At 72.8% G+C, this 22,826-nt stretch carries 18 protein-coding genes; 11 read left to right on the top strand and 7 right to left on the bottom strand.

Going from position 1 to position 22,826, the window contains the following annotated elements:
- Positions 1 to 126 precede the first annotated feature (126 nt).
- Together ACFVYX_RS03495 and ACFVYX_RS03490 are read left to right on the top strand one after the other, a co-directional pair.
- A complete protein-coding gene (locus ACFVYX_RS03495; RefSeq protein ID WP_389679623.1) occupies positions 127 to 1,248 on the top strand; it encodes a flavin-containing monooxygenase in 1,122 nt (373 codons plus the stop codon).
- A complete protein-coding gene (locus ACFVYX_RS03490; protein ID WP_389679622.1) occupies positions 1,245 to 1,691 on the top strand; it encodes a hypothetical protein in 447 nt (148 codons plus the stop codon). The genes ACFVYX_RS03495 and ACFVYX_RS03490 overlap by 4 nt, the downstream gene beginning before the upstream one ends.
- A 74-nt stretch (positions 1,692 to 1,765) precedes the next feature.
- Here ACFVYX_RS03490 and ACFVYX_RS03485 read toward each other — a convergent pair whose 3' ends face one another.
- Both ACFVYX_RS03485 and ACFVYX_RS03480 read right to left on the bottom strand, forming a co-directional pair.
- Positions 1,766 to 3,550, bottom strand: coding sequence for a long-chain fatty acid--CoA ligase (locus ACFVYX_RS03485; RefSeq protein WP_389679621.1), 1,785 nt, complete (start codon positions 3,548 to 3,550; stop codon positions 1,766 to 1,768).
- A gap of 195 nt (positions 3,551 to 3,745) precedes the next feature.
- Positions 3,746 to 4,300, bottom strand: coding sequence for a hypothetical protein (locus ACFVYX_RS03480; RefSeq protein WP_389679620.1), 555 nt, complete (start codon positions 4,298 to 4,300; stop codon positions 3,746 to 3,748).
- Positions 4,301 to 4,598: 298 nt separating this feature from the next.
- On the opposite strand from ACFVYX_RS03480, the gene ACFVYX_RS03475 reads away from it, so the two are divergent.
- The gene (locus ACFVYX_RS03475) at positions 4,599 to 6,044 is read left to right on the top strand and encodes a Gfo/Idh/MocA family protein (RefSeq protein ID WP_389679619.1); all 1,446 of its coding nucleotides are present in this window, start codon (positions 4,599 to 4,601) and stop codon (positions 6,042 to 6,044) included.
- A gap of 34 nt (positions 6,045 to 6,078) precedes the next feature.
- On the top strand, positions 6,079 to 7,083 hold the full coding sequence (locus ACFVYX_RS03470) for an NEW3 domain-containing protein (protein ID WP_389679618.1): 1,005 nt from the start codon (positions 6,079 to 6,081) through the stop codon (positions 7,081 to 7,083).
- A 225-nt stretch (positions 7,084 to 7,308) separates the two neighbouring features.
- Here the strand turns inward: ACFVYX_RS03470 and ACFVYX_RS03465 are convergent, their stop codons facing one another.
- A complete protein-coding gene (locus tag ACFVYX_RS03465) occupies positions 7,309 to 8,106 on the bottom strand; it encodes a DeoR/GlpR family DNA-binding transcription regulator (RefSeq protein WP_389679616.1) in 798 nt (265 codons plus the stop codon).
- Between the two features lie 312 nt (positions 8,107 to 8,418).
- Between ACFVYX_RS03465 and ACFVYX_RS03460 the strand changes: the two genes are divergently transcribed.
- The 5 genes from ACFVYX_RS03460 (at position 8,419) to ACFVYX_RS03440 (ending at position 14,802) form a co-directional block, all read left to right on the top strand.
- Positions 8,419 to 9,369 (top strand): SIS domain-containing protein, encoded by a 951-nt coding sequence (locus ACFVYX_RS03460; RefSeq protein ID WP_389679615.1) that lies wholly within the window; start codon positions 8,419 to 8,421, stop codon positions 9,367 to 9,369.
- On the top strand, positions 9,362 to 10,459 hold the full coding sequence (locus ACFVYX_RS03455) for an ROK family protein (RefSeq protein WP_389679614.1): 1,098 nt from the start codon (positions 9,362 to 9,364) through the stop codon (positions 10,457 to 10,459). The genes ACFVYX_RS03460 and ACFVYX_RS03455 overlap by 8 nt, the downstream gene beginning before the upstream one ends.
- Entirely contained in the window at positions 10,456 to 11,388 is a 933-nt protein-coding gene (locus ACFVYX_RS03450) for a 1-phosphofructokinase family hexose kinase (protein ID WP_389679613.1), read from the top strand. The genes ACFVYX_RS03455 and ACFVYX_RS03450 overlap by 4 nt, the downstream gene beginning before the upstream one ends.
- Positions 11,369 to 12,205, top strand: coding sequence for a ketose-bisphosphate aldolase (locus ACFVYX_RS03445; protein ID WP_389679612.1), 837 nt, complete (start codon positions 11,369 to 11,371; stop codon positions 12,203 to 12,205). The genes ACFVYX_RS03450 and ACFVYX_RS03445 overlap by 20 nt, the downstream gene beginning before the upstream one ends.
- Before the next feature lie 167 nt (positions 12,206 to 12,372).
- The gene (locus ACFVYX_RS03440; RefSeq protein WP_389679611.1) at positions 12,373 to 14,802 is read left to right on the top strand and encodes a SpoIIE family protein phosphatase; all 2,430 of its coding nucleotides are present in this window, start codon (positions 12,373 to 12,375) and stop codon (positions 14,800 to 14,802) included.
- A gap of 22 nt (positions 14,803 to 14,824) precedes the next feature.
- Here the strand turns inward: ACFVYX_RS03440 and ACFVYX_RS03435 are convergent, their stop codons facing one another.
- A complete protein-coding gene (locus ACFVYX_RS03435) occupies positions 14,825 to 17,458 on the bottom strand; it encodes an alpha-N-acetylglucosaminidase TIM-barrel domain-containing protein (protein ID WP_389679610.1) in 2,634 nt (877 codons plus the stop codon).
- A 193-nt stretch (positions 17,459 to 17,651) separates the two neighbouring features.
- On the opposite strand from ACFVYX_RS03435, the gene ACFVYX_RS03430 reads away from it, so the two are divergent.
- On the top strand, positions 17,652 to 18,863 hold the full coding sequence (locus ACFVYX_RS03430; protein ID WP_389679608.1) for an ROK family protein: 1,212 nt from the start codon (positions 17,652 to 17,654) through the stop codon (positions 18,861 to 18,863).
- Between the two features lie 63 nt (positions 18,864 to 18,926).
- Here ACFVYX_RS03430 and ACFVYX_RS03425 read toward each other — a convergent pair whose 3' ends face one another.
- Positions 18,927 to 20,429, bottom strand: a complete 1,503-nt coding sequence (locus ACFVYX_RS03425; RefSeq protein WP_389679607.1) for an MFS transporter — start codon at positions 20,427 to 20,429, stop codon at positions 18,927 to 18,929.
- A 151-nt stretch (positions 20,430 to 20,580) separates the two neighbouring features.
- Here ACFVYX_RS03425 and ACFVYX_RS03420 point away from each other — a divergent pair, with 151 nt between their 5' ends.
- Complete coding sequence (locus ACFVYX_RS03420) at positions 20,581 to 21,021, top strand: MarR family winged helix-turn-helix transcriptional regulator (RefSeq protein WP_389679606.1); 441 nt, start codon at positions 20,581 to 20,583, stop codon at positions 21,019 to 21,021.
- Between the two features lie 36 nt (positions 21,022 to 21,057).
- On the opposite strand, the gene ACFVYX_RS03415 is transcribed toward ACFVYX_RS03420, so the two are convergent.
- A complete protein-coding gene (locus tag ACFVYX_RS03415; RefSeq protein ID WP_389679604.1) occupies positions 21,058 to 21,636 on the bottom strand; it encodes a hypothetical protein in 579 nt (192 codons plus the stop codon).
- Entirely contained in the window at positions 21,633 to 22,808 is a 1,176-nt protein-coding gene (locus tag ACFVYX_RS03410) for an ROK family glucokinase (protein ID WP_389679603.1), read from the bottom strand. The genes ACFVYX_RS03415 and ACFVYX_RS03410 overlap by 4 nt, the downstream gene beginning before the upstream one ends.
- Positions 22,809 to 22,826 lie beyond the last annotated feature (18 nt).

Raw genomic sequence — 22,826 nt, 5'->3', positions numbered from 1 at the left:
CACCCCTGGACGGTCCGACCCTGGCCGGTCCCGCCAGTCCGCCCCGGGCCGGAAATCGAGGGCCCGGCCGAGTCCAGGTCCGAGAAGTGAGGACAGTCCGTATGCGAAGCAGTGAGGACATTCTGTATGCGAATTGATCAGGCCGACCCGAGCCGGCGGCCGACGAGCGCGTTGCCGGCCACCGTGCCGGTCGCCGTCATCGGAGCGGGCCAGTCAGGACTGGCCGCCGGGTACTACCTGCGGCAGGCCGGCGTGCGGTGTGTGCTGCTCGACGCGGGCGGCGAGGTCGGCGAGAGCTGGCAGCGGCGCTGGGACTCGCTGACCCTGTTCACGTCCGCGCAGTTCTCCGGGCTGCCCGGCCTCCCGTTCCCCGGCGACCGTGCCCACTACCCCGGCAAGGACGAGGTGGTGGCGTATGTGCGGGAGTACGCCGAGCGGTTCGACCTGCCGGTGCTCACCGACCACCCGGTCCTCTCGCTGCGCAGGGACGGTGACGGCTATCTGCTGACCACCCCGCACGGCGACTGCCGGGCCGACCAGGTCGTGATCGCGACGGGAGCGTTCGGATCCCCCCGGGTTCCGGATTTCGCCGCCGGGCTGAGCCCCGACGTGTCCACCCTGCACACCAGCGAGTACCGGGGCCCCGCCCAGGTGCCGCCGGGCACGGTGGTGGTCGTCGGCGACGGCAACTCCGGCCGGCAGATAGCCGGGGAGCTGGCGAGTACCCATCATGTGGTGCTCAGTTGCAGCGAGAGGGTCTCACCGCCCCTGCCGCAGACCGTCCTCGGGCGGGACATGTTCTGGTGGATGAGCGTCCTCGGCGTGATGAGCCTGCCGGTGAACATGCAGGCACCCGACCCGGTCGTCGGCGACCGGGTGCCCGAGCTCGTCGCGGAGGGCCGGATCCGTACGGTGGGCCGGGTCACCGCGGCCGAGGGCGCCGAGCTGCTGGTCGCGGACGGCGAGCGCGTCAAGCCGTCCACGGTGATCTGGGCGACCGGCTACGAGACGGACTGGAGCTGGCTCGACCCGGAGATGCTCGACGACGACGGGCAGCCCCGGCAGTCCGAGGGCCTGGGGGCGCTGCCGGGCAGCTACTACCTGGGGCTCTACCGGATGCGCACCCGCGGTTCGGCGCTGATCGGCTTCGTCGGCCGGGACGCCGAGCGCGTGGTGGCGGCGGTCACCGGCTCCGCCGCCCAGGGCTCCACGACCGTATCCTCCCCGGCAGAAGGCGAGTCGTCATGACGACCGACACCTCCGCGTCCCTCTCGACCGAACTCGATGTTCTCGGGGCGCTGTTGGCGTTCGACTTCATCGGGTTCGCGCAGAAGTCCGCCGCACTCGACCCCGCCGACCCGCGGTACGGGCAGGCGGTCGGGGCCGCCTTCGGGGTCGCGGTCCGCCGCCGCTTCCCGGAGGGCGGGACACCGGAGGGGATCGGCGCGTACGTGGCGGGTTTCCTCGGCTCGCTGGAAGCCGGCGCGGAGGACTTCGACCCGGTGTTCCTCGAGCGCCTGTTCACCACCGCGCTCGGCGGTGGTGAGGTGCCCGGCGGTGAGGGTCCGGGCCCTGAGGCGACGATCCAGGCCCGGCTGGTGCTGACGCTGAGGCTGGTACGGGAGCTCGGGCTCGGCCCCGACGAGCAGCGGGAGCTGCTGGCCGAGGCGGCGGTCCTGGCGACGGCCTGAGGCGTACGGGACGCGGCGCTCCGGTGCTCCGGAGCGCCGCACCGCCGTCCGCCCGCGGGGCGCCGTACCGCCTCTCAGTCCCGGGGCGGCCCGGGCTCCGCAGGCCGCATGGGCTCCGTGGGCTCCGTGGATCGAACAAGCACCGTGGACTCCGTGGGCTCGGTGGATCGAACAGGCACCGTGGACTCCGTGGATCGAACAGGCTCCGTGGGCTCCCGCGCGTCCGTGGTGGGCGGGGTCCAGACGTCCAGCGCCCCTTCCGCGTACAGCGTCCGCACCGAGCGCTTGTCGTACTTGCCGACGCTGGTCTTGGGCACCGCGTCCACGAAGGACCAGCGCTCCGGTATCCACCAGCGCGCCACCCGCCCGGACAGGAACTCCCGCAGCTCGTCCCCGCCTGTCCCGGCGCCCGGGACCAACGACACGCAGGCGAGCGGCCGTTCCTCCCAGCGCGGGTCGGGCACGCCGACCACGACCGCCTCCAGGACCGCCGGGTGCTCGATGATCGCGTTCTCCAGCTCGATGGTGGAGATCCACTCGCCGCCGCTCTTGATGCCGTCCTTGAGCCGGTCGCTGACCACCACCCAGCCGCCCGGCTCGATGACTCCCAGGTCGCCGGTGCGCAGCCAGCCGTCGTGGAACTTCTCCGGGGACTCCTCGGTGTTGTAGTACGAGCCGGTGACCCACGGCCCGCGCAGCTCCAGTTCGCCCACCGAGGTACCGTCCCACGGCTGCTCGCTGCCGTCCTCCGCGATCAGCCGCACCTCGACGTAGGGCATCACCCGGCCGCTCTTGGCGAGCCAGTCGATCTCGTCCTCGTCCGGTGTGCCGTGCGGGGGGACGGCGAAGGTGGCCAGGGGGCTGGTCTCGGTCAGTCCCCAGCCCTGCTTGAGGCGGACGCCGTAGCGTTCCTTGAGCTCCTTGAGCAGCGCGCGCGGCGGGGTCGCGCCGCCGCAGCCCGCGAGCCGTACGGCGCTCAGGTCCAGCGGGTGTCGTGCGCCGTGGTGCACAAGGCTGTTCCAGATCGTGCAGATCGCCGCGACGGCGGTGGGACGCTCCTCGTTGATGATCCGGGCGAGGTCGGGGGTGTGCAGCAGCCGTCCGTTCATGATCAGGTCGGAGCCGGCCAGCCAGGCGGCGTACGGCCATCCCCAGGCGTTGGCGTGGAACATCGGGACGATCGGCAGGACGCGGTCGCCGTCGTGCATGGCGAAGCCGGCGCCGGCCGAAACACCGAGCGTGTGGAGGGAGATGGAGCGGTGGCTGTAGGCCACGCCCTTGGGGTCGCCGGTGGTTCCGGTCGTGTAGCAGAGCGCGGCCGCCTCGCGCTCGTCCAGGTCGGGCCAGACGAAGCCGGGCCGCTCGGCCGCGAGCAGCTCGTCCCAGCGGTGCACGGCGATGTGCCCGGGCAGCTCCGCCTCCGGCGCGTCGCCGATGACGACGACGTGACGTACGCTGCCCAGCCGCTCCCGCAGGGGTGCGAGCATGTGCAGGAGGGTCGCGTCGACCAGGAGGACCGCGTCCTCGGCGTGCTCGACGATGTACCCCAACTGGTCGTGGTGGAGCCGCAGGTTGAGGGTGTGGAGGACGGCGCCCATGCTCGGTACGGCGAGATACGCCACGAGGTGTTCGGGGGTGTTCCAGGCCAGTGTGGCGACGCGCTCACCGGGCTGGACGCCCAGCCGGGTCAGCGCCGCGGCCAGTTGCTCGGCCTGGCCCGCGATGTCGGCGAAGGTCTGTGAGGAGCGTGGCGTCGGCCCGTCGGCGCAGCGCACCACCCGGCTGTCCGCGTAGACGCGCTGCCCGTGCGCGAGGAGGTCGCGGACCAGTAACTCTCGGTCCTGCATCGTGCTCTTCATGGTGCGGCCCCTTTGGAGGTGCGCAGTCAGAAGGTGCCCGGAGTCGGACGGGAGCCGCTCCACGTGTGGCGGCGCGGCCCTCGGAAGCCACGGAGGCGGCGGACCCGCTCCCGTTCCGCGCCCGAACCTACGAGGGCCGGAACACCCGGTCAAGGGGGAGGGAGCGGGGCCGCCGCCGTCCTGCCGTGGATCGGATCAGCCCAGGTACTGGATCTCGCCGATCAGGGAGGAGCTGACGTGATCGTGGTCCAGCAGGTTGACCCGGGCGTGCATCTTGCCGCTGCCGGTCGCGAACTGGTAGTTGCCGGAACCGCCGGTGATCTTGAACGTGCCGGACGAGTAGACCATGGTGTCCGAGGTCAGCGGCGCGGTGAGCGCGTAGCTGATGGTGAGCTTGTCACCGTCGGCCTCCGTCATCGTCGCCGTCCCCTTGATGTCGTACTTGCCGGGGATGGTCGCGGTGCACGCCACCTCGTCCTGTGACCAGGTGCTGCTGGATATGGGTCTGCCGGTGGCGGTCCCCGCCCCCTTCACCACGTAGCCGTCGCACCCCGCGACGTCGGGGTGCGTGGTGGCGACCACCGCGAAGTTGGCGGTGATCTCGACCGTGGGAAGGTACGTCGCGGCGGCGGTGGCCGTACGGTCGGTGTCGACGGCGAGGGCGGCGCCGCCCGTACCACCGGCGATCAGTAACGCCGCTGCCGCCACGCCTGCCGCGCGCGCGGACCAGCGGTGTGCGAATCCTGCCATGTCATCCCCCGTGTCTGTGATGCGGATGTTCCTCAACGTGGCCTGAGCGCAGGCTTGTTGAGGGACAGCTTCCCTGATCGACAGCCCTCCCGTCGAGGTATTCAGCCTTTTTTCGTACTTATGGTTTGAGTCGGTTCCGCCGCACACCGGACGCATGCGCTCCACGCAGGGAATCCGACCGAGGATGCGCGACCATGCTTAGAACTGCGCCGCAATGAACACCTATTGACATGGATCCGATCGCCCCGTCACAGTCGTCACGCGCCCGCCGCCGTCCGCACTGAGGAGCGATGTATTCATGACAGAAACCCCCGCAGTCTCGCGCCGCCTGATTCTGGGAGGCGCCGTGGCCGCCACCGGGGCACTGGCCACCGGAGCGGGAGCGGCCACCACCGCGGCCGCCGCGACGGGAACAGCGGACGCGGCCGCGGCGACGCCGCGCCGGCAGGCGGGCCAGCGGTCGATGGTCGACGTGCCCTACGACGTCCACCGCACGGTCCGCGTCGGCGTCATCGGGCTGGGCAACCGGGGCTCCGGCATGACCACCGGCTGGTCCGTGGTCCCGGGCTGCACCGTCACCGCCGTCTGCGACATCCGCGCCGACCGCGCCAAGAGGGTCGCCGACCGGCTGGCCGCCGACGGCAGGCCCCGCCCCGTCGAGTTCGGCGGCTCCGCCGACTCGTACGCCCAGATGCTGCGGCGCGACGACATCGACCTCGTCTACATCGCCACGCCGTGGGAGTTCCACTACGAGCAGGGAAAGGCCGCGCTGCTCGCCGGCAAGCACGTCATCGTCGAACTGCCCATCGCCACCGGGCTCGACGAACTCTGGGACCTCGTCGACACCTCGGAGCTCACCCGGCGCCATCTGATGCTGGCGGAGAACTGCAGCTACGGCCGCAACGAACTGGCCATGCTCAAGATGGCGCACGAGGGGCTCTTCGGCGACATCACCAACGGGCACGGCGGTTATCTCCACGACCTGCGCGCGCTGCTGTTCTCCGACACGTACTACACCGACTCCTGGCGCCGGCTGTGGCACACCCGCAGCACCGCCTCCTTCTACGCCATGCACGGCCTCGCGCCGATCGCCGCGGCCATGGACATCAACCGCGGCGACCGCATGACCACGCTGCGCGCGACCGCGACCGCGCCGAAGGGGCTCGCCGACTACCGGGAGCGGTTCGTGCCCCGGAACCACCCGTCCTGGAACGAGACGTACGTCAACGGCGACCTGGTCACCTGTCTGATCGACACGGCCAAGGGGCGGGTCATCCGCGCGGAGCACGACGTCAGCTCCCCCCGTCCGTACAGCAGGATCAACACGCTCGCCGGCAGCCGGGGCATCTTCGAGGACTACGCCGGGGTGCTGTCGGCCGGGGGCGGGCGCGTCTACGTCGAGCCCGACCACAGCGGGCACGCGTGGCGGGACTTCGGCTCCTACCGCAAGGAGTTCGACCACTGGCTGTGGAAGAAGATCGGCGACGACGCGGCGAACAACGGCGGCCACGGCGGCATGGACTACGTCCTGCAGTGGCGGACGATCCAGCTGATGAGGGCGGGTCTCGTGCCCGACATCGACGTCTACGACTCGGCGTCCTGGTGCGCCCCGGTACCCCTGAGTGTCATGTCCCTGGCAGCGAAGGGCCGGCCCGTGCAGGTTCCGGACTTCACCCGGGGCGCCTGGGTCAACCTCCGCATGGGGCTCGACTCGCGCACCACCGAGATGCCGCCCGTCGCCTGACGTCCCCCGCACCCCTCCCCAGAAGGAGCAGCACGTGAGATCAGCAGGACTGCTCGGATCACTCAGAGCGGTGGCCGTGGCCGGTGCGCTCGCCCTCCTCCCGGCGACGGCCGGGACGGCGGTCGCGACGGCACAGGAGCCGGCGCCGGACGCCGAGCGGACGGCGGTGACGATCTCCCCCGTCGACCTGGCCGGCCCGGCCATCTCCACGGTGAAGGTGACCGTCAAGAACGCGGGACCGGAGCGGCTGCGCTCGCTGACGGTGTCCTTCGGCGGGCCGGCCGGCTGGGCCGTACAGCCCTCGGCCGTCCGCGTGGACGGCTCCCTCACCGCGGGAGCCTCCGCCGACGCCACCTTCCGCATCCAGGTGCCGGAGCAGCGCGCCGGCTTCACCGTCCGTACCTTCACCGCGACCGCGACCTACCAGGGCGGCGACGGCTTCGGCTCGGCCACGGGCACCAGGACGCAGCGCAGCGGCACCCCCCTGGCCGGTCTCGCCGCCGCGTACAACAACGTGGCCGTGACCGACGAGAGCAACACAGGCCCCGGCGACTACGACGGCGAGGGCAACAGCTTCTCCGCGCAGAAGCTCGCCGACGTCGGACTGCGCCCCGGCGCGGCCGTCAGCGCCCTGGGCGCGGAACTGCGCTGGCCTGACGTGCCGAGCGGCACCAGGAACAACGTCTCCGCCGCGGGCCAGGCCGTCACCCTGAGCGGCACCGGCGGCAGGCTCGTCTTCCTCGGGTCCGGCGTCACGAGCGGGGCGTCGGGAACGGCCACCGTGTACTACACCGACGGGACGAGCAGCAGCGGCTCGTTCGGCTTCCCGAACTGGTCGTTCGACCCGGCGAACGCCCACGGGGCGACCCTGGTGGCGTCGAGCGACGGACGCAACCGGCCGAGCGGGTACGGGAACGCGGGCATCAAGTACCGGGTCTTCGCCCACTCCATACCGCTCGACCGCGGCAAGCAGATCGACTTCGTGGTCCTGCCGAGCAACGGCAACATCCACCTCTTCGACATGGCCGTCGCCCCCTGATCCCTGCCTGCCGTTCCCTGACGCCCGGCGGCAGCCCCGGACCTCTTCCGAGGTCCGGGGCTGCCCCGTTCCCCCGGCACGTCATACGGCGGGGGGGTGAGGCCGCGATCAGCCGGATCGACGGCGGGCCGGGCCGCGATCACCCCGGATCGGAGGCAGGTCACGCGCCGCGATCCCCCGGATCGGCGGCAGGTCGGGCCGCGATCACTCCGGATCGGAGGCGGGTCAGACCGCGATCACCTTGATGCCGAGGTCCTGGAGGCGGGCGACCATGTCGGCCGGCACCGCGGAGTCGGTGACGATGACGTCGACGGCGTCGAGCCCGCAGATCCGGGCGAAGGCGCGCTTCCCCATCTTCGAGGAGTCGGTGACCACGACGACGCGCTGGGCGCGCTCGGCGAACAGCCTGCTGATGCTCGCCTCGTCCTCCTGATGGGTCATCACACCGAGCTGGGGATCGAGTCCGTCGACGCCGAGCACGGCGACGTCGAGGACGACCTCCTTCAGGACGCCGGCCGTCAGGGGCCCCACCAGCTCGTACGTCTGGGGCCGGGCCACACCTCCGGTCACCACGATCTTGATCTGGGGCCGTACGGCCAGCTCGGAGGCGATGTTGAGGGCGTTGGTCACGACGGTGAAGGCGGGCGCCGTGGCCTCGTTCGTGTGACGCCGCCCTCCCCCCACCCGCAGCGCGAGCGCGCGGGCCACCTCCGTCGTGGTCGTCCCCCCGTTGAGCCCCACGACGTCTCCCTCGCCGACGAGTTCGACGACCGCGGCGGCGATGCGCTGCTTCTCGGAGGCGTGCCGGGAGGACTTGTAGCGCAGCGGCAGTTCGTAGGAGACACCGTGGGCGATGGCTCCGCCGCGCGTCCGTACGAGCATCTGCTGCTCGGCGAGCTCGTCGAGGTCGCGCCGGATCGTCGCGGACGAGACCTGGAGGGACGCGGCGGTCTCGTCGACCTCCAGCCTGCCCTCGGCGGCCAGCAGCTCGAGGAGCGCGTTCCACCGCTCGTGTTTGGACATGCTTCGGAGCTCCTTAGACCTCGATGGACCTCGATCCACGCACGCGAGTGTCGCGAGGTGCCGGCCGGTGGCCTGCGGCCGGGCCGTGTCGCCGACGGAGGGGGAGCGTAACGCGTGCCCGGAAGAGCCCGCAGCTGCGGGGTGCCGGGCGCCTCGGCGGCGCTCGGCCTGCCCTCTGGACCATGAGCTGCCGTTCCGCCATACTTCTCGCACCAAATATGCTTGATACTGCTCGAAGCAAGCTGTTCTCATGCGCTTTCACGCACCGAGCCCCGGGGTGTGCGGGCCTGTCCCTTCAAGGAGCCGTCCTCTATGACCACCACAGCGTCGTCCCGTACCGCGGCCGAGATCGCCTCGCAGCCGGACACCTGGCTGAGGGCCAAGGAGTCACTGGCCCTCCACGCCGACGTCCTGCCCCGCCGCGGCGAGCGCGTCGCCGTCGTCGGCTGCGGAACCTCCTGGTTCATGGCCCTGGCCTACGCCGAACTCCGCGAGCGCGGCGGTCACGGTGAGACGGACGCCTTCGCGGCCTCGGAGTTCCCGCACGGACGCCGCTACGACCGCGTGCTGGCGATCAGCCGCTCCGGCACCACGACCGAGGTCCTCGACCTGCTGGCCCGGCTGAAGGGCAGCACGCCGACCGGGGCGATCACCGCCGACCCCGAGACCCCCGTCATGGGACTGGCCGACGGCGTCGCCGTGCTCGGCTTCGCCGACGAGGAGTCGGTGGTGCAGACCCGGTTCGCCACGACCGTCCTCGCGCTGCTGCGCGCGCACCTGGAGGCGGAGGACGCACTGCCGGCCGGCGTGCGGCCGCTCGACCGCGCGATCGACGACGCGCGGCGGGCGATCGCGCGGGACCTGGACGCCGAGGTGTGCGCCGCCGAGCAGTTCACCTTCCTCGGCACCCATTGGACCTACGGTCTCGCCCTGGAGGCCGGCCTGAAGATGCGCGAGGCCGCCGGGGCGTGGACCGAGGCCTACCCGGCCATGGAGTACCGGCACGGGCCGATCAGCATCACCGGCCCCGGTCGCGTGGCCTGGGTCTTCGGTGCCACCCCGGCGGGCCTCGCCGACGACGTCGCCCGCGTCGGCGGCACGATGGTCGCGGGCTCCGGCGAAGCCTCCGACGCGCTCGACCCGCTGGCCGACCTCATCCTGGCCCAGCGCCTCGCCGTCCGCCTCGCCGAGGCCCAGGGCTTCGACCCCGACCGCCCGCGCAACCTCACCCGCTCGGTGATCCTCGGGAGCCCCCATGCCTGAGGGGACCGGCGCGGACCCCGGCCTCGCCGCACCGGACGACGGCGGGCCCGATCGCGACACGGCGGCGGACGGCGGACAGGACTGCGTCATCGCGCTGGACGTGAGCGGAACCGGCGTGAAGGCGGCCCTCCTCGGCCGCGACCTGACGTCCCGGCACACCCTGCGCAGGGCGACGCCCCGGCACTGGGGCCCCGACCCGGTGATCGCCGAGATCACCGCCGCTCTGATCGAGCTGGACAGGAAGGCCGCCGCCCGCGGGCTCACCGTCCGCGGTGCCGGGGTGGTGGTCCCCGGCATCGTCGACGAGACGACCGGGACGGCCGTCTATTCGGCCGACATCGGCTGGCGTGACCTGCCGCTCGCGGCCTTCCTCGCGGAGGCCTCGGGGCTGCCCGTCACCCTCGGGCACGACGTGCGGGCCGGCGGGGCCGCCGAGTGCCGGCTCGGCGCGGCCCGGGGCGCCCGGGACGCGTGGTTCGTGCCCATCGGGACCGGCATCGCCGCGGCCGTCCTGTGCGACGGCCGGCCCGTCCGTGCCGGAGGCTACGCGGGTGAGCTCGGCCATGTCGTCGCCGAGCCGGGCGGGGAACCGTGCGTCTGCGGTGCCCGGGGCTGCCTGGAGACGGTGGCCTCGGCCGCGGCGGTCGCCGCCGCCTACGACGCGCGCACCGGACGCCGGGTCGACAGCGCCGCCCAGGTGGCGGCGCTGCTCACCCAGGGCGATCCCGACGCCCGGGCCGTCTGGGACCGGGCCGTCGACGCCCTCACCACGGCGCTCGCCACCGTCACGACGCTGTTCGCACCGGAGATCGTGGTGCTCGGGGGCGGTCTCGCGCAGGCCGGGGGTCTGCTGCTCGATCCGCTGCGCGCGGGCCTCGCCCGGCGGCTGACGTTCCAGCGGCGGCCCGAGCTGGCCCTCGCCGCGCTCGGTGACCTGGCCGGCTGTCTCGGCGCCGGCCTCGCCGCATGGGACGCGGCGGGCGTCGCGGCCGGCACCACGCCCGTACCGGCGGTCCCCGCTCCCCACCCGGCCGGCAGCGCGCGGCCGTCCCGGCGGCTCGTGGGGGTCTCGTCGGCGGCGGCGTCATGATCCTCACCGTCACGCTCAACGCCGCTCTGGACGTCACGTACACCGTCGACGCCCTGGTGCCGAACGGTTCGCACCGCGTCACCGAGTCCTTCGAGCGGGCGGGCGGCAAAGGCGTCAACGTGGCACGCGTGCTGTCCGCGCTGGGCCTCCCCTCCGTGGTGACCGGTCTCGCGGGCGGCCCGACCGGCCGTGCCATCCGCGACGACCTGCGCGCGGCCCGGCTGACCGACGAGCTCGTGTCCATGCCGGGCGACTCGCGCCGTACGGTCACCGTGGTCTCCCGGGAGGACGGCGACGCCACCGTCTTCAACCCGTCCGGTCCACGGGTCGACGGGGAGACCTGGACGGAGTTCACGACGCGGTTCACCCGGCTGGTACGCGACGCCCGGGTCGTCGTCCTGTCGGGCAGTCTGCCTCCCGGGCTGCCCACCGGCACCTACGGGCGGCTGATCCGCCTGGCCACGGAGGCGGGGGCCCTGACGGTCCTCGACACCGGTGGCCCCGCCCTGCTCGCGGCTCTCGCCGCGCGACCGACCGTGATCAAACCGAATGCCACCGAGATCGCCGAGGTCACCGGCCACGACGACGTGGTGGCCGCCGCCGCGGGCCTGCGGACGCTCGGCGCACGGTCCGTCGTCGCGTCACGCGGGCCGGACGGCCTGTACGCCGTCACTCCCGAGGGCAGCTGGCGCGCCACTCCCCCGCAGCGGCTGACGGGCAACCCCACGGGAGCCGGGGACGCGTGCGTCGCGGCCATCGCCGCGGGGCTCCTCTCGGGTGCGGCCTGGCCCGCCGTCCTGCGTGAGGCCGTCGCCCTCTCGGCCGCCGCCGTTCCCTGCCCCCTGGCCGGCGACTTCGACGCCGGCCTCCACGCCCAGTTCCGTACGTCCGTTCCTGTGGAGAGTACCCATGCCCCTGTCAACGACTGACGAGATCGTCGACCCCGCGTACACGGGAACGTCGGGCGTCGGAGCGTTCAACGTCATCCAGATCGAGCACGCCGAGGCGATCGTCGCCGGAGCGGAGAGCGCCGGCCTGCCGGTGATCCTGCAGATCAGCGAGAACACCGCCCGCTACCACGGCTCGCTCGCGCCGATCGGCCTCGCGTCCCTCGCGGTCGCCCGCGCGGCGGGAGTCCCGGTGGCCGTCCACCTCGACCACGCCGAATCCACGGACCTGGTCCGCGAGGCCGTCGACCTCGGCTTCACCTCCGTCATGTTCGACGCCTCCAGGCTGCCCTACGCCCAGAACGTGGCGGCGACCCGGGACATCACGGACTACTGCCACCGCGCGAACGTGTGGGTCGAGGCGGAACTGGGCGAGGTCGGCGGCAAGGACGGCGCCCACGCCCCCGGCGTCCGCACCGATCCCGACGAGGCGGTCGCGTTCGTCACGGCGACCGCCGTCGACGCCCTGGCCGTCGCCGTGGGCAGCTCCCACGCCATGCTCACCCGCGACGCCGTCCTCGACTTCGGTCTCATCGCCCGGCTGCGGGCCGCCGTGGGCGTGCCGCTCGTCCTGCACGGTTCGTCCGGGGTCGGCGACGACGATCTCGCCAAGGCGGTCACGGCCGGCATGACCAAGGTGAACGTCTCCACCCACCTCAACAAGACCTTCACCCGGACCGTACGGGAGCACCTCCTCGCCCACCCCGAGACGGCCGACCCGCGCACCTACTTCGGTCCGGCCCGCGCCGCCGTCGCCGCGGAGGTGACACGGCTCCTGCAGGTGCTCGCGGTCGACTGACCCGCTGTCGGGGCCCGGGCCCGTCCGTGCGCGGCCCGGCACCGGCCCCCGCCCGGGCGCGCGCCATTCGGGCCACGACGGCGTGCCGAGGAGCGGACACAGGGGCAGAGTGGCCATGAGCCGTGGTCCTCGCCGGTGACCAGGCGTGGAACGGAGTGTGCATCCGGATGGCCCGCACGAACGACGACCCGCTCGACGCCGGGCACGCGGCCGGGCTCGTCGTGGACGCCGACGGGACCATCCTGAGCTGCACACCCGCGGCGGAGGCGCTCCTGAACCGCACGGCCGCGGAGCTCCGCGGGCACCGGGTCCGCGACCTGCTCGCGGACCCCGAGAGCTGGCGGACGGTCATGGCGCAGCAGGACGGGCCGGTCTGGGAGGGGCGGGCGGAGCTGGCCGCGGGCCGCGGCGGCGACGTCCTCTTCCGCGTCCTGCCGCTCGACGACGGGCGAGAGGCCGGAGGGACTCGCACCGGCGACGGACAGGGCGCTGGAGGGGCGTACACCGGCGACGGACAGGGCGCCGGAGGGGCGCGCCAGTTCCTGGTCCTGGCCGCCCCGCGCACGCTGGTCGCGCAGTGGCGCCAGGCCCACGCCTTCATGCGGGAGCTGTTCCTCCAGGAGCGCGTCGGTCTCGCCGTGATGGACAAGGAACTGCGGCTCGTACGCACGAACACGCATCTGCTGCCGTACACGGGCCTTCCCCCCGATCTGCACGGGGCCCGGTTCGCGGACTTCCTCTGGGAGGAGGACGCCCGTGAGATCGACGTGCGACTGCGTGAGGTGCTCACGACCGGGGTGCCGCTGGTCGGGGTCGATCTGGAGGTCCACACCCGTGTCGACCCGGGTACGGGACGGATCATGGCGGTGTCCGCGTTCCGGCTCCAGGGGACGAACGGGGAGGTCGCGGGGGTCACGGCCCTGTTCCTCGACGTCACGGAGCAACGGCTCTCGCAGCGCCGTCTCGACCTGCTGCACCGCGCGACGGCGGTGCTGAGCACCAATCTGTCCGCCGAGGAGACGGCGCGGGACCTGGCCGACGTGCTCGTGCCCGCACTGGCCGACGTGGCGGTCGTCGACATCGCGGAGTCCGTCTTCACATCGGACGAACCGGCCCCCGAGCACCACCACAACCACACACTGCGACGGGCGGCCGTCGCGGGGACCTCGCCGGGCGCGGACGTGACCGGTGCCGGGATCGAGGTCGACTCGGGCGGTGAGCTCGCGGCCCACATGTGGTCACGGGCGGCGGACGTACCCCACCACGACGGTGTGGTCGGCTCTCCGCACGGGATGAGCGCGTGGCTCAGGGCCAGGGGGCTGCTCCTGGGCCGCGTGCAGGTCGGGCGGGGCGACGGCCGTCATCGGTTCGTCCCGGGCGACCTCGCCCTGCTCGAGGAGATCGCCTCACGCGCCGCCCTGGTCGTGGACAACGCCCGCCGGTACCACCGTGAGCGAAGCGCCGCGATCAGCCTGCAGCGGAGCCTGCTGCCCTCGCCCACCACCGACACCGTCGCGGTCCACACCGCGACGGTCTACCTCCCGACCGACACGGCCACGGGCGTCAGCGGCGACTGGTTCGACGTCATCCCGCTGTCGTCCGCGCGGGTCGCGCTCGTCGTCGGTGACGTCGTCGGGCACGGTCTCCAGGCCACCGCGACGATGGCGCGGCTGCGCACCGCCGTACGGACGCTGGCGGACCTCGACCTCGAACCCGACGAGCTGCTGACGCACCTGGACGACCTCGTGTCCCAGTTCGTGACCGAGGCCGGCGAGGCGACGCGTGCGCCCGGGGCGGAGACCGCGTACGGCTCGTTCGGCGCCACCTGCCTGTACATGACGTACGACCCGGTGACCCGGCGGTGTCTCGCGGCCAGCGCCGGTCATCCCCCGCCCGCGCTGGTGGCTCCCGACGGCACCGCCCGCTACCTGGACGTGAACCCCGGCCCCCCGCTCGGGGTCGGCGGGCTGCCCTTCGATCCCGCCGAGACGGAGGTGGCCGACGGAAGCGTCCTCGCGCTCTACACCGACGGTCTGATCGACCGCGGTCACACCGATCTCGATCTGGGGATGGTGGCGCTCGGGGACGCGCTGTCGGCGGCGGTCGCCCTGGGCCGCCCGCTGGAGGAGGCCGGTCCCGCCGTGGTGGGCGAGCTCGTTCCCGGTCCGCTGTCGGACGATGTGACGCTGCTGCTCGCGAGGACCCGTGTGGTCCCCGACGGGTCCACCGTCGCCTGGACGTTCCCGGCGGATCCTTCGGTGGTGGCCGAGGCGCGGGAGCGCGTCCTCGGGCAGCTGTCGCTGTGGGGCCTGGACGACCTGGCGTTCACCACCGAGCTGGTGGCGAGCGAGCTGGTCACCAACGCCATCCGCTACGCGGGCGGCCCGCTCGAACTCCGGCTGATCCGCGCGGCGTCACTGATCTGCGAGGTCTCCGACCGCAGCAGCACCCAGCCCAGGATGCGCCGCGCCCAGGCCTCGGAGGAGGGAGGCAGGGGCCTCTTCCTGATCGCGCAGCTCACCGACCGGTGGGGAAGCCGCTACACCCGGCACGGCAAGACGATCTGGACGGAGCAGTCCCTGCCCCCGCGGCGCTGAGGACCACCCCGTCCGTGGCCGGTCAGACGGACAGGCTCCATCTCTGCTCGGGACCGGCCGTGCAGCTCCGGATCACCAGCCGGGTGCCGTCGTCCTCCGCGTGCAGGCACCGCCCCGACTTCGTGTTCCGCAGGGTCCGGTCCTCCGGTGCGGTCCAGGACTGGGCGGGGGTGCCGTTGCACGGGTGGAGCTGTACGACCGTGCCGTCGGTGACGGCCCCGTTCCTGACGTCCATGCACCAGCCGAGGGCGCGCATGGTGCCGTCGCCGTGGACGGTCCAGGTCTGGGCGGGTGTTCCGTCGCAGGTGCCGAGCCGCAGGGCGGTTTCGTCGGCGGAGCCGCTGCCCGCGACCTCCACGCACCGGCCGCCGGAGGCGGTGACGGGACCCGAGGGCGGCGGGGCCGGCAGGGCCTCGTGTACCGCGGTGGCCAGGGCCACCGGGTCGCCGGAGGCGTGCACGGGGTACGGGTCGCGCTCCTGGTTCCAGGCGTTCTCGACGGCGAACCAGTCGATGGCGACCGGTGCCCGGCCGGTCGTCAGCGCGGTGTCGAGGGAGTCGAGGTACGTCGTCCACCGCATGGCGTAGAAGTCGGAGACAAGGCCTGACCACTCCCTGTTGGCGTAGTCGCGCAGGCCTCCCGAGTCGCTTCCGGAGCGGTGCCCCCAGGTGGTGAGGACGGAGCGGGCGTCGAACTCGGCCGCGGCCCGCTCCTCTTCGGTGGTGCCCCAGGACCTGGCGTCCTCCAGCCAGGGCCCGAGGAGGAACCGGGTGTCCGTGGCGAGCAGCCGGTCGAGGAGGGAGAGGCTGTCCTTCCATTCGCCGGCCCGCTGCCGGAACCGGGAGAGGTCCCCGGCGTCGTAGGCGGCCTTGATCTGCGGGAGCAGGACCCGGCTGTGATTGGCGAGGGCCTGCCGCGCCACGTCGACCAGGTCGAAGCGGTACGCGTCGGTGGTCCGCAGTTCGGGCGCGACCTGGAGCAGTTCCGTGAGCGCCTTCCGTACCGTGCTCGCTTCGTAGCGCATGGAACCGGGGCCCCAGCTCCCCGCCGAGGTCGCCGTGAGCCGTGGGCGGGCGGCGAAGAGGCTGTCCTGGGACTCGCTCCACTTGCCGGACGGGGTGCTGTACGGGCCGCCGCGCAGCAGTTCCCAGGCCTTGGCCGCATGCGGGTCGGCTCCGCCGTAACGCCGTTCGGCGTACCGCGCGAACCAGGCCTTGTGGTCCAGTGGGCCGGTCCGCCAGGCGAGTTCGGTGAAGAGTTCGTAGGCGACGGGGTTGCCGCCGGTGCCCTCCGGGAGGTAGGCGATGCCCTGGAGGGCGCTGCCGGGCTTGGCGCGCCACTGGTCGAAGCGGTCGGCCCAGACGGCGGTGTTGGCTCCGAGGGTGGTGTGGCCGCCGAAGTTGGGGATCGTGCCGAAGGCGTAGGGCGCGCCGTGCCAGGTGGTCTCCCGGTCGAGGCCGTTGTAGCGGTCCGACAGGCCGTCGACGATGAGCAGCCGGCTCTTGTCGACGGCGTCGATGATCTGTGCGGAGGGGTTGTTCTGCCAGCCGAGCAGGGTCCAGACGGCACCGGGGCGCGCGGTCTGCAGCGCGTTCATCACGGCCTTGGCGGCATCCCCCAGGGGGACGTCACCCGGCCGGCCGCCCTCGTGGAGCAGGTCCATCTTGTACATCGTGGAGTCGCCGAGGAGTTCGCGCTGGTGGCGGTAGAACGAGGCGGCGACCTCGCGGTACGCCGGGCTGCGCGGGTCGAGCCAGTCGGGCCGGTCGAAACCGACCCAGCGGCCCTGCGGGACGACCGGTCCTGTGGGGTTCTTCGCCGTGAAGCCCGGGGGCACGGTGCCGTAGTAGCCGGGCAGGACGGGGGTCATGCCGAGCTGGCGCAGCCGGTCCGCGATCCTGCGGCCGAGCGCCGCGCGGTCGTCGAGCAGCCGTTCGGAGACGGGGCCGCCGAAGCCCGCCATGTTCTGCATCAGCCACCACGGCTGGTGGGCGGGGCCGGGGATCCAGGAGCGGAGTTCGTCCCGGGAGTAGCCGAACTCCTGGAACGTCTCGTGGTAGACGGCGTCCGCACCCATCTGGACGAAGACCTCGTTCGCGCCGTGCAGGGCGAGCAGGTCGATCTGCTTCTCGTACGCGGCCCAGTCGCGGTAGGCGCCGGAGTAGCCGTCGTCGGTGTCGTTGAGGGCGAAGCGGTGGGGTACGGAGGCGTCCTTGCGGACGGTGCCGGAGGGGGCGGGAAGGATCCGGGGCAGTCTCGCGGTGCTGTCTCCGGGCCATCCGATGTCGACCTTCGCGGTGTACTTGAGGTACCAGTTGACGCCGCTGAGGATGGTGGCGGGGCTGGTGCCCTGGATCCGCAGATCGCCGGCGTCGCCGGAGACGGTGAAGTAGTCACCGCCGGAGGCGGGACGGCTCACCGGGACGAGGGTGAACTGGGAGACGTGGCGCGGCAGCAGCCGGGCGAGGGTCGCCTGGGCGGGTCCTGGGGCGAAGGCGGGCCGTCCGGCGGAGGCCGCGGCATCGACGTCGGTGCCGGCCCCGGCCGCTGTCGGTGACGCTGTCACGGTCGCGGCGGCGGATGTGCCCGGGGTCGCGGCCGGTACGGCGAGGGCAACGGCCACGAACGCGGCGGCCCAGGATCTCGGTCTTCTCACTGGCTGCTACCCATCTACCCGGCGGAGGAGGGTTATTAATGGAGCGTTCGATAATATGGAGGCGTTCACCGAGGCCGTCAAGACACCGCACCGCACCGTCCGGAAACCGGCTGGGTAGAGTGCCCGCCAGGCTCTGTCCGGCCCTGATCCGCGGGACAGGCCCCAGGTGGCGGGGGGACGGGGAACGGCGCACATGGCAGCCAGGGGAACAGCGGCGAACGGACCGCATGTGCTGCGGCAGATGAACGTCGCCGCCGTCCTGACGGCACTGCGGGAGGCCGAATCGGCCACCACGAGCGTCAGTGGTCTCGCCACGGCCACGGGGCTGTCCCGGCCCGCGGTGACGAGAGCGCTCGGGGGCCTCCGTGACCGCGGCCTGGTGGAGTTCACCTCACCGAACAGTTCGCCGCAGCCCGGCCGGCCGGCCCAGTACGCCAGGTTCCGCGCCGAGGCGGGGCACGTCGCCGGGATCGACATCGGACCCCACAAGGTGCTGGTGGCGATAGCGGACCTCGGGGGGCGGGTCCTGACGGTCCACCGTGCGACGGTGGACGCGGGCGCGGACGGCCTGCGGCTGTTCGGCACCGTCCGCGCCGCGCTGACCACCGCGGTCGCGGAGGCGGGTGTCCCGTTGTCCGCGCTGTGGGCGGTGACCGTCGGCACGCCGGGCATCGTCGACCGGGAGCGCGGCGAGGTACTGCTGGCTCCGAGCATCCCCGGCTGGGCCGGGCTCCCCGCGGTGACGCGGCTCCGCGACTGGCTGCACTGTCCGGTGTCCATCGACAACGACGTCAACCTCGCCGTGCTCGCCGAGCGCCGGCCGGAGGCCGGGGCCGAGAACCTGGTGTTCGTGCAGTGGGGGCGGCGCATCGGCTGCGGCATCATCATCGGCGGCAGGCCGTACCGCGGTCACTCGGCCGCCGCCGGGGAACTGGGCTTCATCGACCTGGCGTCCGGTCCCGACGCGCCGCCGGGACCGCGCGCCCCGGACGGCACCGGACCGTTCGAGCGGCTGGCCGGGGCGGCGGCCATCCATCGGCTCGCCCTTGAGGCGGGTGCCCCGGCGGGTGACGAGGACGACATCGCGCCGCTATTCGAGGCGGCGGCGGCAGGCGACCGGGCGGCCACCGAGGTCGTGGAGCGGGTGGCCGCCCGATTCGCCCGCGGTCTGGCCGCGCTGCTCCTTGTGCTCGACCCGGACCGCGTGGTCATCGGCGGCGGAGTGTCCCGGGCGGGTGACGTCCTGCTCGAACCGGTCCGCCGCCACCTCCGCCGCCACGCCCTGGTGCCGGTCGCGGTGCACCCCTCGGCCCTGGGGGAACGGGCCGTGGCGCTGGGCGCCGTACGCCACTCCCTGGACGTGGTGGAGGACCGGATCCAGGGAACGCCGCACGACGGTACGTGACACCCGCCGGGCCGAGGCCCTGGCCGTGTCGCCACCCTCCCGCCCGGCCCGCGACGACACCCCCTAGCCGACCGTCGCCTTCTCGGCGGCCGCGGCGGCGACATCGGCGGCGGAGCGGGCCGCCGGAGTCGTGCGGGGGGCCGGCCGGGCGCGGAGGCCCAGACCCGCGAGGGCGGCGACGAGGGCGAAGGCCGTGGCGCCGATCCAGAAGGTGAGGGTGAAGCCAGACTCGGCGGGCAGCGGCGGGGCCCCGGCGGGGAGGTGGTCGAGGGTCCGGGAGGCGAGGATCGTCGTGACGACGGCGCTGCCGATCGCGCTGCCGGTGGAGCGGGAGATGGAGTTGATGCCGTTGGCGATGCCGCTCTGGTGGGGCGGGACGCTCGCCATGATGACCGCCGGCATGGCCGCGTAACCGAAGCTGACGGCCGCGCCGACCACGACGCCGGCGCCGATCACCGAGGCGGTGTGGCCGTGGTCGAGGGCGAGCCAGGCGAAGCCGAGGGCTCCGAGGCCGGCGGCCAGGGTCAGGGCCGTGCGCGGGCCGCGGTGGCGGACGAGTTGGCCGCCGATCGGGGAGGCGAGCAGGGAGACGATCGCGCCGGGCAGCAGGAACTGCACGGAGGCGCGGAGGATGGACGCGTCGAAGCCGTAGCCGGTGAGGGCCTCGGGCATCTGGACGAGGTAGGAGACGCCGAGGAAGTTCGCGAACATGCCGAAGCCGACGAGGATGCCGGCGAGGTTGGCCATGAGCACCGGCCGGTGGACGAACATGCGCATGTCGACGAGCGGGTCGCGGACCCTGAGTTCGGTGAGGACCCAGACGACGGCCATGACGGCGGCGCCCGCGGCGCTGCCGAGGGTGCGGCCGGAGGTCCAGCCCCACTCGTGGCCCTGGGAGATCGGCAGCAGGAGCAGCAGCAGGGTGAGGCCGAGGGTCAGGGCGCCGAGGAAGTCGGTGCGGCCGCCGGTCTTGTGGCGGGTCGCGGGGACGAGGAGGACGACGGCGAGCAGGGCGAGTGCGGCGAAGCCGGTGGCCATCCAGAAGGCGTTGCGGTAGTCGGCTTCGGGGCCGGAGGTGAGCAGTCCTGTCGCGACGAGCGCGAGACCGCTGCCGAAGGCGAGGGTGCCGCTGACCAGTGACATGGCGCCGGGGAGCTTCTGCGGGCGGACCTCCTCGCGGAGGACGGAGAGGGCGAGCGGGAAGATCGCGGTGGCGGCGCCCTGGAGGACCCGGCCGAGGATCAGCAGGGGCAGCGAGGTCGCGAGGGCGGCGACGACGGAGCCGGCGACCATGACGCCGAGGACGGCGACGAGGGTGGGCTTCTTGCCGTGCTGGTCGCCGAAGCGGCCGAGGAGCGGGGTGAAGACGGCGGCGGAGAGCAGCGTGGCGGTGGTCACCCAGCTCACGTCGGCCGTGGAGGTGCCGAGGTCGGAGCGGATGAGGCCGAGGATCGGGACGGGCAGGGTCTGCATCATCGACACGACCATGGCGGCGAGGCTGAGGGCGAAGACGATGACGGTCTCGCGCCGGGGGTCGGCGGCGGGCGGCGCGGGGGTGTGACTCATGACAGAGGGGGCCTTCTCGGTGCCTGGAGCATCAGAGCTTCAGATCGTCGATGTTTGATGTCGTCAAGTACTTGAGCGACGGTAGACCCCGATACTTGAGGTGGTCAAGTAAACAATTGATAATGTCAAGTGTTCTGAGTACGCTCGAACCATGAGCGCCACAACCCCCGAGACCCCCACGAAGCTCCAGCTCCTGGAGCTCCTCGCCGCCATCGGCACGGCCCAGTGGCGCGACTTCGCGGCCGCCGCGGCCCACCACGGCCTGACCTCCACCCAGGCGAAGGTCCTCGCCCAGCTCGACGGCCCGCTGCCGATGCGCGCCCTCGCCACCCTCCTCGTCTGCGACGCGTCCAACGTCACCGGGATCATCGACCGCCTGGAGGCCCGCTCCCTGGTCCGCCGCGAGCCCGACCCCTCGGACCGCCGCGTCAAGAACGTCGTGGCGACCGACGAGGGCCGCGAGGTCATCCGCCGGGTCCGCGAGGAGATGCAGGCCACCAGCGGAGCGCTCGACACGCTCGACGCCGACGAGAGCACGACCCTCTACGCCCTGCTCGCGCGGCTGCGCCCGGGCATGGAGAAGAGCGCCTGACCCGGGAAGGGGCAGGCGCTCGGCCGGTTCCGGGGATCAGGGGCTGGTCGTGGAGACCGCGTACACCCGGGGGAAGGCGGGGTCGGTCAGGTCGACCGTGATGTCGGTGGTCGGGCGCGGTGCCTCGCGCTTCACCGTGGTGCCCGCCCAGTTCATGCCCTCGGCGAAGGTCCAGCCAACGATGTCGGCGTCACGCTCGCCGACCGTGATCCGGCCCGGGGTGAGCGCGGTGCGACCGGTGCCGGACTCGGCGAGGAAGGCGTCGAGGCCGTAGGCCGTCGTCGTGAACTGCACGTACAGCCGGCTCGTCTTCCAGTTGCTCGTCTCGTAGTAGGCGACGCCCCAGGCGCCGCCGGGGACGGGGACCTCGAAGACCCGGCGCTTCATCAGCGAGGGCCAGTTGTCCTGGAGGCCGGCCGCCGAGGACTCGCGTTCCTTGTCACGGCCGCTGTCCCTGCTCTGGCCCGCGGAGATCACCAGATAGCCGGCCGGGATTCCCACGAGCAGCACGATGATGACGGCCGTCAGCCAGCGGCGGCGGATCATGTGCCGGCGGTCCTCGGGCAGCTTGTCCCGCGGGGGGCGCGGTGGGCTGGACTGGTGGGGCACGGTCATGAGGGCGGTTCCTCGGGGGTACGGGCGGCCCGGCCCGAGGTCCCGTTGCGCAGCGCCTGGGCGTAGCGCTCGTACCGTTCGTACCGCTCCAGCCGGCGCCGGTTGGCGCGGCGGAAGCGGCGGGCCACGAGCCTGGCGAGGTCGGCGGCACCGACCATGCCGGCCTCGGGGCCGAGCTGGGCGCGGGTGATACGGGCCTCGGGACGGTATCCGCGGCCGGTGAGGTGGCGGCGGAAGGCGTCCCGCGCGGGGCCGATGAGCAGGTCGTCGGCGGCCGAGACGCCGCCGCCGATGACGAAGCAGGAGGGGTCGAGGGCGGCGGCGAGGTTGGCGATGCCGACACCGAGCCACTGGCCGATGTCCTGGAGCAGTTCGACGCACATGGCGTCGCCCTCGCGGGCGAGCTCGGTGATGAGCGGTCCAGTGATCTCGGGGACGTTGCCCTTGACCCGTTCGATGATGTTGTACGCGACCGGGGAGTCGGCCGCGGCCATCTCGCGGGCCTCACGGACCAGCGCGTTGCCGGAGCTGTACTGCTCCCAGCAGCCGCGGTTGCCGCAGGGGCAGCGGTGTCCGCCGGGGACGACCTGCATGTGGCCGAACTCGCCCGCGACCCCGTACCTGCCCCGCTTGACCTGGCCGCCCTCCAGGATGGCGCCACCGATGCCGGTGCCGAGGGTGATCATGACGAGGTGGTCCTCGCCGCGTCCGGCGCCGAAGCGCCACTCGGCCCAGGCGGCGGTGTTCGCGTCGTTGTCGACCATGACGGGGACGGCGAGGCGGCCCTGCAGGGCGTCACGGAGGGGTTCGTTCCGCCAGGCCAGGTGCGGGGCGAAGAGCACCGTGGACCGCTCGGCGTCGACCCAGCCGGCCGCACCGATGCCGACGGCGTGCACGTCGTGCCGGTCGGAGAGGTCGAGGACGAGCTCGACGATGGTGTCCTCGACGACCTTGGCGCTCTTGGACTTGTCCGGGGTCTCCGTGCGGAGCTTCTCCAGGATGTTGCCGTCGGCGTCGACGACACCGGCCATCACCTTCGTACCGCCGATGTCGATGCCGACAGTCGGCACGCGGGGCGCCGTCAGATGGGAGCGCCGCTCCCGGGTGCCGACGGTCCGCAGCACGGTGCCCCGGGCGGAGCCCCGGTGGGCGAGGTCACGGTAGGTACTCATCGGCTCCGATTCTGCCAG

This window comes from Streptomyces sp. NPDC058326, from assembly GCF_042879855.1.
Taxonomy (GTDB): Bacteria; Actinomycetota; Actinomycetes; order Streptomycetales; family Streptomycetaceae; genus Streptomyces.
This window is presented reverse-complemented; position numbering and strand designations above follow the sequence as displayed.

What these genes read in the sequence shown, in the direction of transcription:
- ACFVYX_RS03495 (WP_389679623.1), top strand. Translation starts at nt 127, where the DNA reads ATGCGAATTGATCAGGCCGACCCGAGCCGGCGGCCGACGAGCGCGTTG.
- ACFVYX_RS03490 (WP_389679622.1), top strand. Translation starts at nt 1,245, where the DNA reads ATGACGACCGACACCTCCGCGTCCCTCTCGACCGAACTCGATGTTCTC.
- ACFVYX_RS03480 (WP_389679620.1), bottom strand. Translation starts at nt 4,300, where the DNA reads ATGGCAGGATTCGCACACCGCTGGTCCGCGCGCGCGGCAGGCGTGGCG.
- ACFVYX_RS03455 (WP_389679614.1), top strand. Translation starts at nt 9,362, where the DNA reads ATGCCTGAGGGGACCGGCGCGGACCCCGGCCTCGCCGCACCGGACGAC.
- ACFVYX_RS03485 (WP_389679621.1), bottom strand. Translation starts at nt 3,550, where the DNA reads ATGAAGAGCACGATGCAGGACCGAGAGTTACTGGTCCGCGACCTCCTC.
- ACFVYX_RS03430 (WP_389679608.1), top strand. Translation starts at nt 17,652, where the DNA reads ATGGCAGCCAGGGGAACAGCGGCGAACGGACCGCATGTGCTGCGGCAG.
- ACFVYX_RS03445 (WP_389679612.1), top strand. Translation starts at nt 11,369, where the DNA reads ATGCCCCTGTCAACGACTGACGAGATCGTCGACCCCGCGTACACGGGA.
- ACFVYX_RS03460 (WP_389679615.1), top strand. Translation starts at nt 8,419, where the DNA reads ATGACCACCACAGCGTCGTCCCGTACCGCGGCCGAGATCGCCTCGCAG.
- ACFVYX_RS03415 (WP_389679604.1), bottom strand. Translation starts at nt 21,636, where the DNA reads ATGACCGTGCCCCACCAGTCCAGCCCACCGCGCCCCCCGCGGGACAAG.
- ACFVYX_RS03440 (WP_389679611.1), top strand. Translation starts at nt 12,373, where the DNA reads ATGGCCCGCACGAACGACGACCCGCTCGACGCCGGGCACGCGGCCGGG.
- ACFVYX_RS03410 (WP_389679603.1), bottom strand. Translation starts at nt 22,808, where the DNA reads ATGAGTACCTACCGTGACCTCGCCCACCGGGGCTCCGCCCGGGGCACC.
- ACFVYX_RS03475 (WP_389679619.1), top strand. Translation starts at nt 4,599, where the DNA reads ATGACAGAAACCCCCGCAGTCTCGCGCCGCCTGATTCTGGGAGGCGCC.
- ACFVYX_RS03420 (WP_389679606.1), top strand. Translation starts at nt 20,581, where the DNA reads ATGAGCGCCACAACCCCCGAGACCCCCACGAAGCTCCAGCTCCTGGAG.
- ACFVYX_RS03450 (WP_389679613.1), top strand. Translation starts at nt 10,456, where the DNA reads ATGATCCTCACCGTCACGCTCAACGCCGCTCTGGACGTCACGTACACC.
- ACFVYX_RS03425 (WP_389679607.1), bottom strand. Translation starts at nt 20,429, where the DNA reads ATGAGTCACACCCCCGCGCCGCCCGCCGCCGACCCCCGGCGCGAGACC.
- ACFVYX_RS03465 (WP_389679616.1), bottom strand. Translation starts at nt 8,106, where the DNA reads ATGTCCAAACACGAGCGGTGGAACGCGCTCCTCGAGCTGCTGGCCGCC.